This is a genomic window from Thalassotalea sediminis, from assembly GCF_030295915.1.
Classification (GTDB): Bacteria; Pseudomonadota; Gammaproteobacteria; order Enterobacterales; family Alteromonadaceae; genus Thalassotalea_C; species Thalassotalea_C sediminis.
In genome coordinates this window covers 464,517-480,067 of sequence record NZ_AP027361.1, presented here as the reverse complement: position 1 = coordinate 480,067, position 15,551 = coordinate 464,517, and the positions used below count along the sequence as shown (strand labels likewise).

The 15,551-nt window shown below is 38.4% G+C and carries 12 protein-coding genes; 6 read left to right on the top strand and 6 right to left on the bottom strand.

From position 1 onward, the window contains the following. The first annotated feature begins 139 nt into the window (after positions 1–139). A complete protein-coding gene (locus QUE09_RS02165; protein ID WP_286234565.1) occupies positions 140–1,033 on the top strand; it encodes a LysR family transcriptional regulator in 894 nt (297 codons plus the stop codon). 137 nt (positions 1,034–1,170) lie between these two features. Continuing rightward, positions 1,171–1,911, top strand: a complete 741-nt coding sequence (locus QUE09_RS02160; protein WP_286234564.1) for a substrate-binding periplasmic protein — start codon at positions 1,171–1,173, stop codon at positions 1,909–1,911. Here the strand turns inward: QUE09_RS02160 and QUE09_RS02155 are convergent. Continuing rightward, positions 1,898–2,374, bottom strand: coding sequence for a PA2404 family protein (locus tag QUE09_RS02155; RefSeq protein WP_286234563.1), 477 nt, complete (start codon positions 2,372–2,374; stop codon positions 1,898–1,900). The genes QUE09_RS02160 and QUE09_RS02155 overlap by 14 nt on opposite strands. Positions 2,375–2,382: 8 nt before the next feature. Further along, on the bottom strand, positions 2,383–3,561 hold the full coding sequence (locus QUE09_RS02150) for a PepSY-associated TM helix domain-containing protein (RefSeq protein ID WP_286234562.1): 1,179 nt from the start codon (positions 3,559–3,561) through the stop codon (positions 2,383–2,385). 200 nt (positions 3,562–3,761) lie between these two features. Between QUE09_RS02150 and QUE09_RS02145 the strand changes: the two genes are divergently transcribed. Continuing rightward, positions 3,762–5,864 carry a TonB-dependent siderophore receptor gene (locus QUE09_RS02145; RefSeq protein WP_286234561.1) on the top strand — a complete coding sequence of 701 codons (2,103 nt, stop codon included), beginning with the start codon at positions 3,762–3,764 and terminating at the stop codon, positions 5,862–5,864. A gap of 18 nt (positions 5,865–5,882) precedes the next feature. On the opposite strand, the gene QUE09_RS02140 is transcribed toward QUE09_RS02145, so the two are convergent. Next, positions 5,883–8,162, bottom strand: coding sequence for an ABC transporter substrate-binding protein (locus QUE09_RS02140; RefSeq protein WP_286234560.1), 2,280 nt, complete (start codon positions 8,160–8,162; stop codon positions 5,883–5,885). A gap of 193 nt (positions 8,163–8,355) precedes the next feature. Between QUE09_RS02140 and QUE09_RS02135 the strand changes: the two genes are divergently transcribed. Together QUE09_RS02135 and QUE09_RS02130 are read left to right on the top strand one after the other, a co-directional pair. After that, a complete protein-coding gene (locus tag QUE09_RS02135; protein WP_286234559.1) occupies positions 8,356–9,096 on the top strand; it encodes a hypothetical protein in 741 nt (246 codons plus the stop codon). 357 nt (positions 9,097–9,453) lie between these two features. After that, positions 9,454–11,124: a SulP family inorganic anion transporter gene (locus QUE09_RS02130; protein ID WP_286234558.1), complete on the top strand. Its 1,671-nt coding sequence runs from the start codon at positions 9,454–9,456 to the stop codon at positions 11,122–11,124. 168 nt (positions 11,125–11,292) lie between these two features. Here QUE09_RS02130 and QUE09_RS02125 read toward each other — a convergent pair whose 3' ends face one another. Both QUE09_RS02125 and QUE09_RS02120 read right to left on the bottom strand, forming a co-directional pair. After that, entirely contained in the window at positions 11,293–12,450 is a 1,158-nt protein-coding gene (locus QUE09_RS02125) for an iron-containing alcohol dehydrogenase (RefSeq protein WP_286234557.1), read from the bottom strand. 45 nt (positions 12,451–12,495) lie between these two features. Further along, the gene (locus QUE09_RS02120; RefSeq protein ID WP_286234556.1) at positions 12,496–13,182 is read right to left on the bottom strand and encodes a type 1 glutamine amidotransferase domain-containing protein; all 687 of its coding nucleotides are present in this window, start codon (positions 13,180–13,182) and stop codon (positions 12,496–12,498) included. 152 nt (positions 13,183–13,334) lie between these two features. Between QUE09_RS02120 and QUE09_RS02115 the strand changes: the two genes are divergently transcribed. Beyond that, on the top strand, positions 13,335–14,246 hold the full coding sequence (locus QUE09_RS02115; RefSeq protein ID WP_286234555.1) for a LysR family transcriptional regulator: 912 nt from the start codon (positions 13,335–13,337) through the stop codon (positions 14,244–14,246). Positions 14,247–14,360: 114 nt separating this feature from the next. On the opposite strand, the gene QUE09_RS02110 is transcribed toward QUE09_RS02115, so the two are convergent. Then, positions 14,361–15,551 (bottom strand): ROK family transcriptional regulator, encoded by a 1,191-nt coding sequence (locus QUE09_RS02110; protein WP_286234554.1) that lies wholly within the window; start codon positions 15,549–15,551, stop codon positions 14,361–14,363.

Sequence of the window (15,551 nt, the reverse complement as noted above, 5' to 3'; positions counted from 1 at the left end):
TCGAACTAAACGCGAAAGAACAACGGCTCCTAACATTAAAACTTCAATTTAACTGTTGAACTAAAGTATAAAATTGATAATCTCTATATAAAATCGGAACATTTTGACAAGTTACTTCAAAATATTTGAACAAAAGACTATGCACCCAGCAATTACATTAGATGCGCTCAGAGCAATTGACGCGATAAACAAAACTGGCAGCTTTGCCGCGGCCGCTCAATCTCTCTATAAAGTGCCATCGGCATTGACTTACACCATAAAAAAACTAGAAGAAGACATTGGTGCCACATTATTTGATCGCTCTAAACAACGTGCTGTCCTGACACCAGCAGGAAAGCTCGTACTGGAACATGGCAGAGAAATCCTCCATGCTACATCGAAAATGGTTGATGCCGTTTCACAATTGGAATCTGGTTGGGAAAAACACATCAGAATTGCGCGAGATACTATTATTCCTAGCACCGTGCTATTTGATGTACTCGCAGAGTTTACACAACTAAAACAACAGGTAGATGTAACTGTAAGTGTCGAAGCATTAGGAGGAGGATGGGATGCTTTGCATAGTCAAAGAGCAGATATTGTTATAGGGGCATCAGGTGAACTCCCAAAAGGCATGTTTCATACCTATAAAATTGCACAATTAACGTTTATTTTTGCCGTGCCTCCTGAACATGCATTAGCAAGGGTAGATGGACCCATTGAAGCTGAGCATTTACATGATTTCCCCTCAATAGTCGTCGCCGATAGTTCACAATATTTACCGGTAAGAAACAGTGGTTTATTCAATAGTAAACAGGTTATTACCGTTAACAATATGGATGCGAAAGTTGAAGCACAACGACGAGGAATTGGCGTTGGCTTTTTGCCATTACATTTTGCACAACCCTTGATTGATTCAGGAGCACTTATTCAAAAAGCTTGTGCAATCCCGAGACCCAATCAAGATTTATATATCGCCTGGAACAAAAGGCAAGAAGGCAAAGCGTTTGACTGGTTCATCGACAAATTATGTCAAGCAAATTGGCAAATCTAAAATGCTCAAGAAACACTGTTTGAACACTCCTTGCCTCAACACCACTCAATTAAATATTTGTTTCAATGGCTTTCACATAGACATCTGACAAATAAGGATTACACTTTTTATTATTAATTTTTTTATTTAATGAAAATATGTATATAGCCTTGCGATATCGTGCTCAATATTATTTTGTCATTGTGTTTCAACTTTTATTCTTCAACATTGGTACAGCTAAAGAACTTAATGTTGCTGTGAGTCAAACACTTCCCCCCTACGTATTACCAGAAAGTAATAGTGGCATTGAAATTGACTTATTTCGCGAAGCTATGGCTTTAAAAGGCTATGAAATTAGACCATTTTACGTACCTTTTGCCCGATTAAGTACGTCACTGAAACACGAGAAAACAGATGTAGCACTGACACTACAAATCGATCCAAATTTAACAGGGGTTCATTATTCTCAACCATATATATTTTATAGAAATGTTGTTGTTTCACTTAAAAAACGGCAGTTACAAATCGACAAAATTGAAGACCTAAAACAATACTCAATATTAGCGTTTCAAAATGCCGCTATTTTTCTTGGTGAGCAATTTCACAATATAACTAAAACGAATAGAAAATATGTTGAAATTGCTAACCAACAAAATCAAGTCCACATGCTTTATTTAGAAAGAGTTGATGCCATTATTATGGATGAAAAAATATTCCACTACTTTCGACAACAAGAGCCGGAGCAATATAGAAAAGAAGCAATTAACATACATCCACTATTTGTTCCGATCTTTTATCATGTGGGTTTTAAAGATGAAAAATTAAGAGATGCTTATGACAACGCCCTGAACACATTAAAAGGCAATGGGCGTTATCAAGAAATTATCAATAGCTATTAGATAATAAACTTTGAGGCAAAGGCCAACTCGTCAACAATATTTCGCCCTGCCAAGTTTGAATAGTCAACCAAACTCTATGATTTGATGTAAGTTCTTTAGGTGCAAGGCCATGCACTTCTTGTCCATGTTCACTACCATGTAAAATACCATGATCTTCAGCGGCTAATGTTTCGAGTGGTAACGCTTTTTCACCAATGGTTAAATAGGCTTGCTTTATCGAATTTACATCGCCTTCATTAAACATTAAGAAGAAGTCTTTTGTATAAACACCATCATGGAAATAAGGCGCATCCAAGTTATAAGGCATAGGTGTTACTTCAAACTGCCCCACTTTCTTTGCTGCCCAAGTATCAGGAAATTGCGGAAACAATGTGGTATATAAAAAATAGCCTGCCAATAAAATCACTACCCCATTGATTTTATATTTATAACGATTCCATAAATTATTTTTTGCACGTGCCATAATGTTACCTATACCGATACCGATGACTTAGTGTTATTTGATACACTAACTGATTCTGTCTCAGTTAAATGTTGTTGTCTTTTCGCAGCTTTAAACGTTCTTTCACCCCACATTAAAAACCCGGTTATTGACATTCCAGTTAAGAAAACGCCAAAAATAAACCAAATAATTTTTGTCCAAATACCGCCAATTGTTCCGTAATGCAGAGGGTTCGCTATATGAGAAAGTGTTTGCACAACATTCATTTCATCGGGAGAACGGGTACTCATGATCTCGCCATTCCAAGGGTTCACTGTTACGCCATAAGAATACTGGTCATAAAAGATAAAATCGCCTTCACCATAAAATTTATAGGTATCGCGATAATGCTCTGGCGGCATTACATAACGGCTTTTAAAGTCAGGAAACTTTTGCTGCGTGATCGTTAACGCATCTTGCAAACTATAGGCTCTTTGCGGTATCTGACTACCAGAGGGTAAATCGTTAACAGCGACAATTGGAGGATGCGGATCAATTTCTATATCGTTTTGCCACATTATTGCCTGCACTAAATACCAAAGCCCAGTTAAGCTCATAAGTAATAAGAACCAGACCGACCAAACACCTGCTAGACGATGTAAATCGGCTAAAAATGTCTTTTTCCCCTGGTTTACACGTAATTTAGGTTGAGTAAAGGCACGCCAAAAGTTTTTATAAACAAGCAAGCCAGTAATTAACGCACCAAGCATTACGATGGCCATTGCACATACAAGGTAATAGCCAACACTATAACTATTTTGCCAAGGGAAATATAACCAGCCATGTAATGCTCGCATAAAGTTGATAAAGGTAAATCCCTGATTAACTTCTTGTATCTCGCCAGTATATTGATTGACATACGCAATTGCATAAGGCTTATCACTATCGGTAAAGATAACAGCATTTACTAAATAAGGTTCAAAGCTAAGTGCGGTTGTTATTTTTGCCGTTGGGTACGCACTTTCAACGGTATCGATAAGTTCGGTAACCTTTTTTTCTGGCAAATTATCAGGGTTTAATGCCCGTGCATTCGTATTAGTAAGCCAGGTTATTTCGTGACTTATCACCGCAATAGTGCCTGTCAAACAGACAAAACAGAACACGATCCATACAGGTAACGAAAACCAACCATGGAGCTGAAATAAAAAACGATTGCTTAGCTTTGCCATATAAATATTAGTGCAGTAATAAAAAGTTTAAGTTCAGGCATATTAAGGTGCTTTGTCGCTAAATTCAAGGTAAACACTATTGAAAATCATTCTTATTTGTTTAACTTATTACTAATGATAATAATTATCATTAGTAATAAGTGTTTTATCTATGTATACTCTTCGGCCATAAAAATGAACAATACAAACTGGGAGAACACATGAAACTTACAAAAACATTTACTTTTTCTGCCTTAATACTAGCAATGGGATTCCCGACTATTGCTCAAGAAACAAGCGCAGAAAGACAAAACACTAGCCTAGACAAAGATATAGAACAGATCCTTATTGTGGGCGTTCGCTCTTCACGTATCAGCAAAGGTGCCACTGGACTTACCATGAAAATTGACGAAACACCCCAGTCAATTAGTATGGTTTCAGCAGAGCAAATAAAGAATTACGCCACAACAAACTTAAACGATGCACTAAAACTCGCAACAGGTATTAATGTTGAAGAATGGGAAACCAATCGTACTAACTATACGTCACGCGGGTTTGAAATCAAAAATACTCAAATTGACGGAATAGGAATGCCCAATGACTGGGGTATTGTTACGGGCGCTATGGAAGCGTACGGGTACGATAAAATTGAAGTTATTCGCGGAGCAAACGGATTATTAACGGGTGTTGGTAGCTCTGCAGGAACAATTAACTATGTAAGAAAACGTCCAACAAATGAAAACCAAGGAGAAGTAAACCTTTCTGTCGGTTCTTATGATTTAACACGCATTGAAGCAGACTACTCTCTTTTGCTGACTGAGGATGGCCGATGGGCTGCTCGTGCCGTTGTTGCCGCTGAAGATAAAGGTTCATACCTTAAAGGTTTAGAGAATGATCGTACTTTCTTTTATGGCACGATAGACGGGCAATTAACCAACAACTCGACACTTGCTTTTGGTTACTCTTATCAAGATGCAAATACTGACGGCAACATGTGGGGAGCACTTGTTTTTAATTACACAGATGGCACACAAGCTGAGTGGAAAACTAGCGCAACAACCACGCAAGATTGGACCATGTGGGACACTATCAACACCACCGCATTCATTGAATATGTATACATGTTTGAAAATGATTGGGAATTGAAAGCGACCTATAATCAACGTACTTCCGAAGAAGATGACAAGTTATTTTATGCCTACGGCTCTATAGATAAAGATACTGGGTTAGGCTTGGTAGGTTGGCCTGGGCGCTTTGGTGGAGAGTTTGACGCAGATTTATTTGATCTCACCATCAATGGTGACTTTTCATTGTTTGGTCAAAACCATGAGCTAGTTTTTGGTGCAAGTCATTCAAAAAGTAAGCAACACCTAAACCAATATAGTTTTGATTTTTCATCAACACCTGCTTATGGCCCCACGCCAGCATTCCCATATGCGTTAGACGCAATTCCAGAACCTGTGTGGCAAGATAATAATGTTTACTCAAAAATTGACGTCACGCTTAAACGTTATTTTGGCTCAACAAAACTCAATGTTACAGAAGACTTTTTTGTTATTGCTGGTTTCAATGCTATCGATTATAGCCGCCATGGCGTTAATAACGCCGTAGATATTGATAACGAAGAAAGCGAATTTAGCCCTTATGTTGGTGCCACGTATTCAGTTACTGAAGATATCAACTTATATGCAAGTTATTCCGATATCTACCAACCACAGGAGCAATATGATATTGACGGCTATTTTTTAGCACCAACTAAAGGTGTTAATTTTGAAACTGGTATAAAAACAACTTGGTTTGACAACAATTTACTCGCAACATTTGCCTATTTCACCGCTGAACAAGAAGGCATTGCCAACTATGCGGGTATCAATCCAGCCACAGGCCAATATTTTTATAACGGTATTGATGTAGAGTCAAAAGGTTATGAGTTAGAAGTTGTTGGTCGCATCAATGAAAATTTAACAACATCGCTTGCTTATACCAACTTAGACATGGACAACAGTGCCGGAGGTGAAGCACATGAATGGGCACCAAGAAACGTCATTAACTTCTTAGTTGACTATAAACTATCTGCCATGCCTAGCCTGACTGTTGGTTTGGGTGGTAAATGGCAATCTAAAACAAAAAATGTTGAATATAATGTAAAACAAGACGCTTATTTACTCGTTAATGCCTTTGCTCGTTGGGACATTAACGACAGATTATCTGTACAAGCAAACATCAATAATATTACCGATGAAAAGTACATCACCAGTTTGCACACCGTTGGTTATTATGCGGCACCTACTAATGGTAGTGTGCGCTTGTCGTACCAATTTTAACCACACTCGCCAGTGTGTTTAGTGCTTAAGCGCGCTGGCTTCTTTTTTAATAAATTTAGTACAACAAACGTAAAGCGCTTGTGCATCAATGGGTTTACCAATATGGTGCACAAATCCACAATCTAAATATCTTTTTACGTCTTCTTCCATCACGTTTGCCGTTAACGCAACAATAGGAATATTAGGATATAATTCGCGAATAATCTGCCCCGCCTGCATACCATCCATCACTGGCATTTGTATATCCATAAACACTAAATCGACATTGTGCTGTCCAACTAAATCAACAGCTTCTTGACCGTTATTAGCAATCACAATTTCACAGTTGGTTGCTTTCATCATAGAGGTAAAAATCGTCTGATTAATTCGATTATCTTCCGCCAGCAATATTTTTATACCGGCTAGGCTTGGCACCTCTACTTTTACGGCTTTTTGGGCTGAGGCTAATACCTCAGTTTTCTCTAGTGGCAATGTCACTTCAAACGTTGTTCCGACACCAAGCTTACTGCTCACTTGAATGCTGCCTTTCATCATATCGATTAATGATTTACAAATTGCCATACCAAGACCAGTTCCGCCAAATTTTCGCGTTGTACTGTTATCAGCTTGTTCAAATCGATTGTAAAGGTTTTCGATTACCTCTTGCTCCATGCCGATACCGGTATCCTCTACTTTCATAAAAAGCTTACCATTGATATCAGTATCAAGAAAAATGGTTACAGAGCCCTTTTGCGTGAACTTTACCGCATTTGCGCTCAGATTTAATAATATCTGTTTAGTGCGAACACTATCGCCTAACCAACCATGATTATAATTAGTGCCTTTTATTATCTGCAACGTAATTCCTTTCTCTTCCGTAACAGGCTTTAGCGATAACACTAAAGAATCTAACAAGTTGTTAAGGTTAAATGGCTTCGACTCTAAAGACAGTTTTTGCGCATCGATTTTAGAAAAATCCAAAATATCATTTATAATCGTTAACAACATTTCTGAAGAGTACGTCGCCTTAATTAAGAGGTCATGTGCTTCTTCTGTCAATGGCATGTCTTTTAATAACTGTAAAGTGCCTAAGACACCATTCATTGGCGTACGAATTTCATGGCTCATGTTTGCTAAAAACAACGATTTTGCATTATTCGCTTCTTCAGCGATTCTTCTCGCCTCATCTATGTGCTTTTTTTGTTCCGATAACAGGGTAACATTTTCTTTTAATTGATGATTACTTTGCTCAAGCTCTTTTGTTTGTTCGTGAACGATGGTCTTTAACCGTTGATTAAAGCGCATTTGAAAAAACAAATACCCCAAGAATGCCACGGCAACGGCAAGTACAAAATACAACAGCCGTGAATTAATCTGAAACGGCTTGGCAAAATAATCAGTTAATAATATACCATCTAGCTGAGCGTCTTCTGGTGCCATCTTTAAATTTTTATAAATTTGCGCAATTCTAATGAAACGCTCAGGGTAAACGCTGCCTATTGGCACTAAAGTTGGTTTAATGAGTGATGCTGTCATTTTTGCTTCAAGCAGTATGTTTTCCAACGTATTATCCGATTGATATTTTTCATGAATTAACGTTGCTATTTCTTTCTGATTATCTAAAGCATACAACCACCCTTTTCGCGTAGCCTCAACAAAACGCTGTACACTTGCTATATCATTGTTGATCTTTTCTTCCGTGGTAAAAAGCAAGTCGCCATAAAAATCAATGCCATAACTGGCAGGATCAATTAAATTATATTCAATACCTTTGGCCGAATATTTGAAGGGTTGGTTAGAACGATAAGCAGACATGACATCGGCAGTATTATCAAGTAGTGCCCAATCGTTAAAACTGTGCGGAATAAATTGATAACCATGTTCATCAATGCCAAACATTTCTAGCAATGCGGTCAACGGGGCGCCATCTAGGCCGCGTTGAAACATGATTTTCTTACCTTTTAAATCATAAGGACTCGTAATACCTGACGATTTTAACGTCAGAAAAACTAAAGGACTTGATTGAAAAATCGTACTGGCAATAACGAGTGGCTTACCTTTCAATCGTGCGGCTACGATCGAGGCATCACCAATACCATAATCTGCGCTTCCTGTTAGCACATCATCGATGACACGGCTATTAACGTTTCGTTCTTTGATTTCTACATCAAAGCCAGCATCTTGATAAAAGCCTTTTTCTTTTGCTGCGTAATAACCAGCAAATTGAAACTGATGAAACCACTTAAGCTGCAACACAACCTTTTCTTGCGCCCCAACGACAGGCGTTAATAACAGCAGTAATGCGACATACTTCTTCATTTCTAGATCTATAGTTAGGCGTTGCTTTAACTATAGTACAAAGCATGTGGAGTTTACATCATGAATGTACCTAGCTTACCTGCCCATCTTAAACCGCTTGTCATCACCTTTCTCGTTAAAAACGACAAAACGCGCGTTGTTGGCATATTAATTGATTATAAAATGCTTTAGCGTCAACGTTATGAGGTACAGGATGATCAATAACATTAATAATTACAGTAACTTGTTTAATAGCAATACCACGAACTCTTCTAGCACAACGGAAGTAGACGATATTATTGCGAATAAAAAACAACAAATTGACGCTAACATCGCACCTTCATTAAGCTATAACAACAGTCTCTTTTTAAGCAGCAAAGCGCAAAAAATTAGTGCGATAAACAACGAGTTTTTTAGCGGCGGTAGTTTAAATTTTGATGATCTAGATTCACTAAAATCACGTGTCTATCAGCTAGGCTTGATCACTAAAGAGGAATTTGGAAAATTAACAAACACAGAGTATTCTGAACAAGAATTAGCCGCCGCAGATGACATTTCAACTCAAGGAATAGCTAATTACATCAATAACTTTTTAAAACGTTTAGATGAAAGTGATGCGGGTAAAAACGAAACTAATGACACAGTAGATAAACAAACGTCTGATGTGGAAGAAAGCGAATCACTCATTGCACTAAAAGCTGCACTGAATAATGCAAAAAATATTATCACTGATGTTGAAAACGCTAAATCAAAAGAAGACTTTAAAGCGACATTAATCAAATCAATGTCAATATTAAACGAGAGCATTACTGCTCAAGCATTTGAGAAAATGCCAATTGATGACAAAGTAGGCCTTACAAAAGTGTATCAGACTCTAGAAATCGTCGACAAAATATCGCCACAACGTCTCACAAATCAAAAGCTCAATCATTATATGTCGATATCACTTGTTTAACAAAACATAGTTCATGATGCGGTAATGATAATGTGATGCCAATAAAAACACATTACTAAGCAGAAAGTTATACAAAATTTTCATTAAAACGATTAAAATTCAGTGCGATTAAAAGCATGTATTTAATGTCAGCAAATATACAAGTAAAATAGCTGTATTTATTCGCATGTACTTTAGATGTGCTTATAATTTAAGGTAAGAAAGGTCGAGCATTAACGTTGTTTCTTAACATTCGCTAACTAAATATAGGCGAGTTAATGTGATGCCTGCGTAATATTTTCACTAATGCCACAGTTTTACACGCATATTAAATTTAATGCAGTGATACGTTTCTAAACAACGTTAAGGTTTAAAGTTTTGTTTGATAGTCGATTTAAATCAATTAATGTGAAAGGTGATTTATTTGGTGGTGTAACAACTGCTATTATTTCCTTACCATTAGCGCTTGCCTTTGGTGTCGCTTCTGGCGCCGGTGCCGAAGCTGGTCTTTGGGGCGCCATTATGGTGGGCTTTTTCGCCGCTTTATTCGGCGGTTCCTCAACGTTAATTTCTGAGCCTACAGGTCCTATGACGGTCATCATGACCGCGGTTTTAACCAGTATGATGGCAAAGTACCCAGAGACAGGGCTTGCGATGTCATTTACCGTTGTCATGATGGCAGGTGCCTTTCAGGTACTCCTTGGTACGTTAAAACTCGGCAAATATGTCACCTTAATGCCTTATAGCGTGATATCAGGCTTTATGTCTGGTATTGGTGTCATTCTTATTATACTTCAATTATCACCCTTGCTAGGAAGCCCTGCCCCTGCAGGGGGAGTATTAGGTACTTTGTCTGCATTACCAGACACCATTCTCAACGTGAGTTTTAGCGAGTTATTATTAGGGCTAATGACCTTAGGCGTGTTGTTTTACTTTCCAAAACAGTACCAAAAATATGTGCCAGCACAACTGGTTGCGTTGTTTTTCGTTACTTTAGTTTCTATCATTTTATTTGATTTTGAAGACATCAGACGCATCGGTGAGATTCCTGCTGGATTACCATCATTAGTGATCCCACACTTTAATGCAGAAATGTTTACCACCATGGTTATTGATGCATTAGTACTGGGTACATTAGGGTGTATTGATACATTACTTACCGCTGTTATTGGTGATTCATTGACACGTAAAGAACATGACTCCGATAAAGAATTGCGAGGGCAAGGTATTGCCAATATGCTTTCTGGATTATTTGGTGCTTTACCTGGCGCCGGTGCAACGATGGGCACGGTAACCAATATACAAGTTGGTGCTCGCTCACCATTATCAGGCATTATTCGCGCTGGTATACTTGCCTTTGTTGTGCTTGTGGCGGGTGGTTTAACCGAACCGATACCTATGGCTGTACTTGCAGGTATCGCTGTGTTTGTTGGTATAAATATTTTGGATTGGAGCTTTATTCAACGTGCGCATAAGGTCAACATTCAAGGCACTGTGATCATGTATGGCGTCATGTTTTTAACTGTTTTTGTTGATCTCATTGTCGCTGTTGGCTTAGGGGTATTTATTTCTAATATTATTATTATTGAACAACTAAGCCGCACACAAGCAAAGCAAGTAAAAGCGATCAGCGATGCTGACAGTGACGTACCACTGACCGAAACAGAACGCTCGCTATTAGAAGAAGCGAAAGGCAAAGTGTTGTTAGTATATTTATCTGGACCAATGATCTTTAGTGTTTCCAAGGCGATATCTCGCCAACATTCCAGTATTACTGACTATCAAGTAATGATACTAGATTTGACTGATGTTCCTATGATTGACGTAACAGTTGGCCTTGCCTTAGAAAATGCCATCAAAGATGCCATAGATTCGCAATGTAAAGTGTTGTTGCTCTGCCCCAATAAACAAACGTTTAAACAACTTGAGAAATTCCATATTTTAGACAATGTATCGGGCATCGACAGTTATAACAACAGAGTTGAAGCAATTGAATTTGCTCTTAGTCATATTAATCATCAGCCGGAAATTCAACAGACGCACACGTAACCTAACACGTACGGCTTATTGATGACGCTTTGACGGCATTGATAAGCCAATACTTTTTTAAGATTACAGTTTACTTATTCATGTTTCAACGAACCTTACATTAACATGCGTTCATAACGCAAAATCCCTGGCAATTCCGCCAGGGACTTCTATTAAATAGGTTAGTCTTTAAACTGCTTGCGTTAAAATTTCACGACTTTTCGCTATCGTAATATCTCCATGCTCACCTAGTGCGGTCATGCCATGTTGCTCTAATCGATTAATGACTATATCAATATCACTCATGCCAAGATCTACATCAGATAAGCGTGTTGGTACTTGCATGCTTTTGAAAAATGTTTCGGTCAAGTGAATAGCTTGGTCGATGCGTTCGTTTTCACTCCCTTCATTTAACTGCCAAACGCGAGCAGCATATTGTAATAATTTATCTCGCTTGCTCTCTCGACAAACTTTCATAACCGCGGGCAATACAATTGACAACGTTCGTGCGTGGTCAATACCAAAAGCACCGGTGAGTTCATGACCTATCATATGTGTTGACCAATCCTGTGGCACACCAGCACCAATCAAGCCATTTAAGGCCATAGTTGCCGACCACATAATATTGGCTCGAATTTCTACATCTTCTTTCGTAGCTGGTGATAACGCTTTAGGGCCTTCCTCAATCAAGGTTTGTAATAGCCCTTCACTAAAACGGTCTTGTACCTTACCATTCACGTTGTAGGTTAAGTATTGCTCGATAGTATGCACAAACGCATCAACTACACCATTACTGATCTGACGATCAGAGAGTGATAGGGTTACTTTAGGATCTAATACCGCAAAAAGAGGGCAAACTAAAGGACTAGAAAATGCAAGCTTATCGCCATCTCTAGTTACCACAGAGTTACCATTACTTTCAGAGCCTGTTGCAGGCAGTGTTAAAACCGCCCCTATGGGCAACGCTTCTGTAATGGCTTGTTGTTTAGCGAGAATATCCCAAGGATCATTCCCCTTATATAATGTCGCAGCAGCAATAAATTTAGCACCATCTACAACAGAGCCACCACCTACAGCCAGTAAATAATCTATTCGCTCTGCTTTAATTATCTGTTGGGCCTTCATCAACGTATCGTAACTCGGATTTGGTTCAATACCTGAGAATTCAAACCAAGTGTGTTCACTAAGTGCGGCTACAACTTGCTCATATACGCCATTATTTTTTATCGAACCACCGCCATAAACCAATAAAACCCTTGCATTTAAAGGAATTTCTTTTGAAATGGCGGCAATTTTTCCTTCGCCAAAGTGAATACTGGTTGGGTTTTTAAAACTGAAATTTAACATTTTTTATCCTAAAATTTTTCAACAACATATTGATAACATGTCTGTTTACGACGCAAGTTGCTTAAGTAGTTTTTCAGCCGTTAACGCTGAACTTGCTGGATTTTGACCTGTAATAATTAAACCATCTTGTACTACAAAAGCATGCCAGTCTTTTGCTTTTTGATAGTCACCACCACGCTTGATGAGTTCATCTTCAAGTAAAAATGGTACTACATTTGTTAATTGTACGGCTTCTTCTTCACTGTTAGAGAAGCCTGTGATCGCTTTATTGTTAATAGCAAATTCGCCAGACGCTTGTTTTACATTTAATAACGCTGCGCTGGCATGACACACTGTCGCTACACCCTTACCTGCTTTTAGAAAGTTTTCAATCAAGGTAATCGAATCAATACTATCGGTAAGATCCCAAAGTGGACCGTGACCACCAGGATAGAAAACACCATCAAAATCTCTCTCATTAAGTGAAGATAATTTTTCCGTCGCAGCAATTTTAGCCTGAGCGACTTCATCAGCGTCGTAGCGATCTGTAGCAGCAGTTTGGAAATCTGGCATTTTGCTTGTTGGATCAATTGGCGCTTGACCACCTAAGGGAGTGGCGATGGTTACTTCAGCACCAGCATCAGTAAAGGTGTAATAAGGTGCTGCAAACTCTTCAGCCCAGAATCCCGTTTTTTGTCCCGTGTTACCCAGTTTATCATGTGAAGTCAGAACCATTAGTATTTTTTTAGTCATTGTGATTTGTCCATTAAATAAGCGCGTTGTTTATTACTATACGAGCAGTATAAGCACACATTCATACCTGAACAATGCAGATAAAACTGACAACTTTGTATTAAAAATTGATACAATCATCATTAAGCGTATTTTTATTATTAGGCGAATGTATGAATGTATCATTCGAACAACTTAAGAGCATGGTGGTATTCGCCCAAGTAATTGAGCAAGGCAGCTTAAGTGCAGCAGCAAAACATTTAGGGGTATCTCGTGCCGTTGTGAGTTATCACTTAAAAAAACTTGAAGCACAGTTTGAAGTAAAACTACTTAATCGCTCCACACGTTCAATTAATCTCACGGAAGCAGGCCAAGCTTTTTATGAGCGATGTCATGCTATTGCGGAGCAAGCTAGTGCAGCTAATCAACAAATTGAAAATTTCAAAAATGAACCTATCGGGTTACTTAAATTAACTTGCCCAGTCAATGTGGGCCTACAAACAATTGTACCTGCACTTAACGAGTTTAAGAGAATTTATCCTAAAATTGAGCTTGATGTTATGCTCACAGATGAAGTCGTTAATATCATGAAAGAAGGTATCGATTTAGCCATTCGTGGGGCACCTCTCCCAGATTCTGGTTTACAAGCGAGTAAGTTGGCGACATTAAAAACCTGCCTATGTGGTTCACCGGAATATTTTCTTCAATATGGGCGACCCAAAAGCCCTGCCGACTTAGCGGCTCATCAATGGGTAATCTATAAATTAACCTCTGGCGTATTAAACATAAAGAAAGGCAATCGTTCATTCAGTATTAACACCCAAGGAAGTATTAGTACAAATAATGCTGCTGCACGTACCGCATTTGTCGAGGCTGGCTATGGATTAGCACGCATTCCTATTTATGATGCTTGGCCAAAAATACAAGCTGGCACCTTGCAACGAGTTTTAGATGACTATGAGTTTAACGACATAAATGTTTATGGTGTATTCCCTCCAGGTACTGCCAATTCAAAGAAACTGCGATTATTGCTTAATTTTATGAAAGCATACTTTACTAATCAAATTAGCTTAAGGTCGGATTAAAAGTGAGTAGCACGCACTAACACAGAAACACTGTTGACGAATGTTTAACAACATTCGTCAACTTTACTACGCTGCACCATATTCATTAGGCGTATTAGCTATTTACTGATGACTTTAATTACCTAAATAAATAGCACGCTGAAGCGACTGCAAAGAACCAATAGTAGGCAACGATAACGTTTGCATATTGTCGATAGACAATGCGGCATGTAACGGTAATGTGGCGGCACCTTTTAAAGGCACTTCTTCTACATGCGGGGTTTTAATTAACCTAACGACATCTAAATCACCGTATTGAGCAATAGATGGTATGTATGGTCGAAGCTGAGTAATAAATTTGTCTAAAAACCATGAACTCACATCACCACCAATAATAATCGTTTGGCAATTGAGTAAGGTTTCAAGTGAATGAATTGCAATGCGCATTGGCTCTGCGGCCTGTTCGAGCCACATAAAAAACGCTTTTTGATTTTCTTGACAATGTTGAGCAAGTTCTTCGTGACTTACCGCATCAAAATTTAAAAACTGTTTTAGCGAGGTAAGCGAGGCAAAGTCATTTAGTCGGCCTAATTCTAACGTTTTTTCGTCTGTTTCAGGTGTCACAAACAACTCTCCAATGGCACCCGTTAAACCGTTTTTACCTAAGAGTATTTTTCGATCGTAAACAACTGCCGCTTCAACGACGTCTGAAAGGTGGACACAAATGAAACTATGTAATTGTTTGGCTTCGCCATAAAGCATTTGATAAGCGGCACATGCTGAAGCTGTTGTTTCAGTCGCAACGGGTAATGATAAAGTATCTGCAAGTTGTTGTTTAAACTCAAGACCTTGTTGGTAGCTAGACAAAGTGTGATGTGTTTCATTAACAAAAATAGCGCCTACACCCAATATTTGAGCACTAGTAAGTGAGTTTTCCGCCAGTAGGGTATTAAAGAGTTGCGCTATTTCAGAAAAAATATCCGCTTTATCGTAGTCTATATTTTTTCGTGCAACTTCGTTGCCTTTTAAAGAAAATATGCCTGCTTGAATTTTGGTTGGGAAAATTCTTAATGCAAAACTATAGACGCTCTCATCTTTTAAATTTAGCATTTTAGACGGCTTGCCAACCGCCCCTTCTTTTTTAATACCAATTTCTTCAATTAGGCCGATTTCAAGTAACTCTTCAACCATATTGGTAATTGTTTGCTTTGTCAGGTGGGTACGCCTAGATATTTCAACGCGAGAAATTGGTCCTTGCGTGACAATTTCTGATAATGCTAAGCGTAAGTTTAAAGCTTTATTTTGCTTTGAGTTTGAACCTTTCAA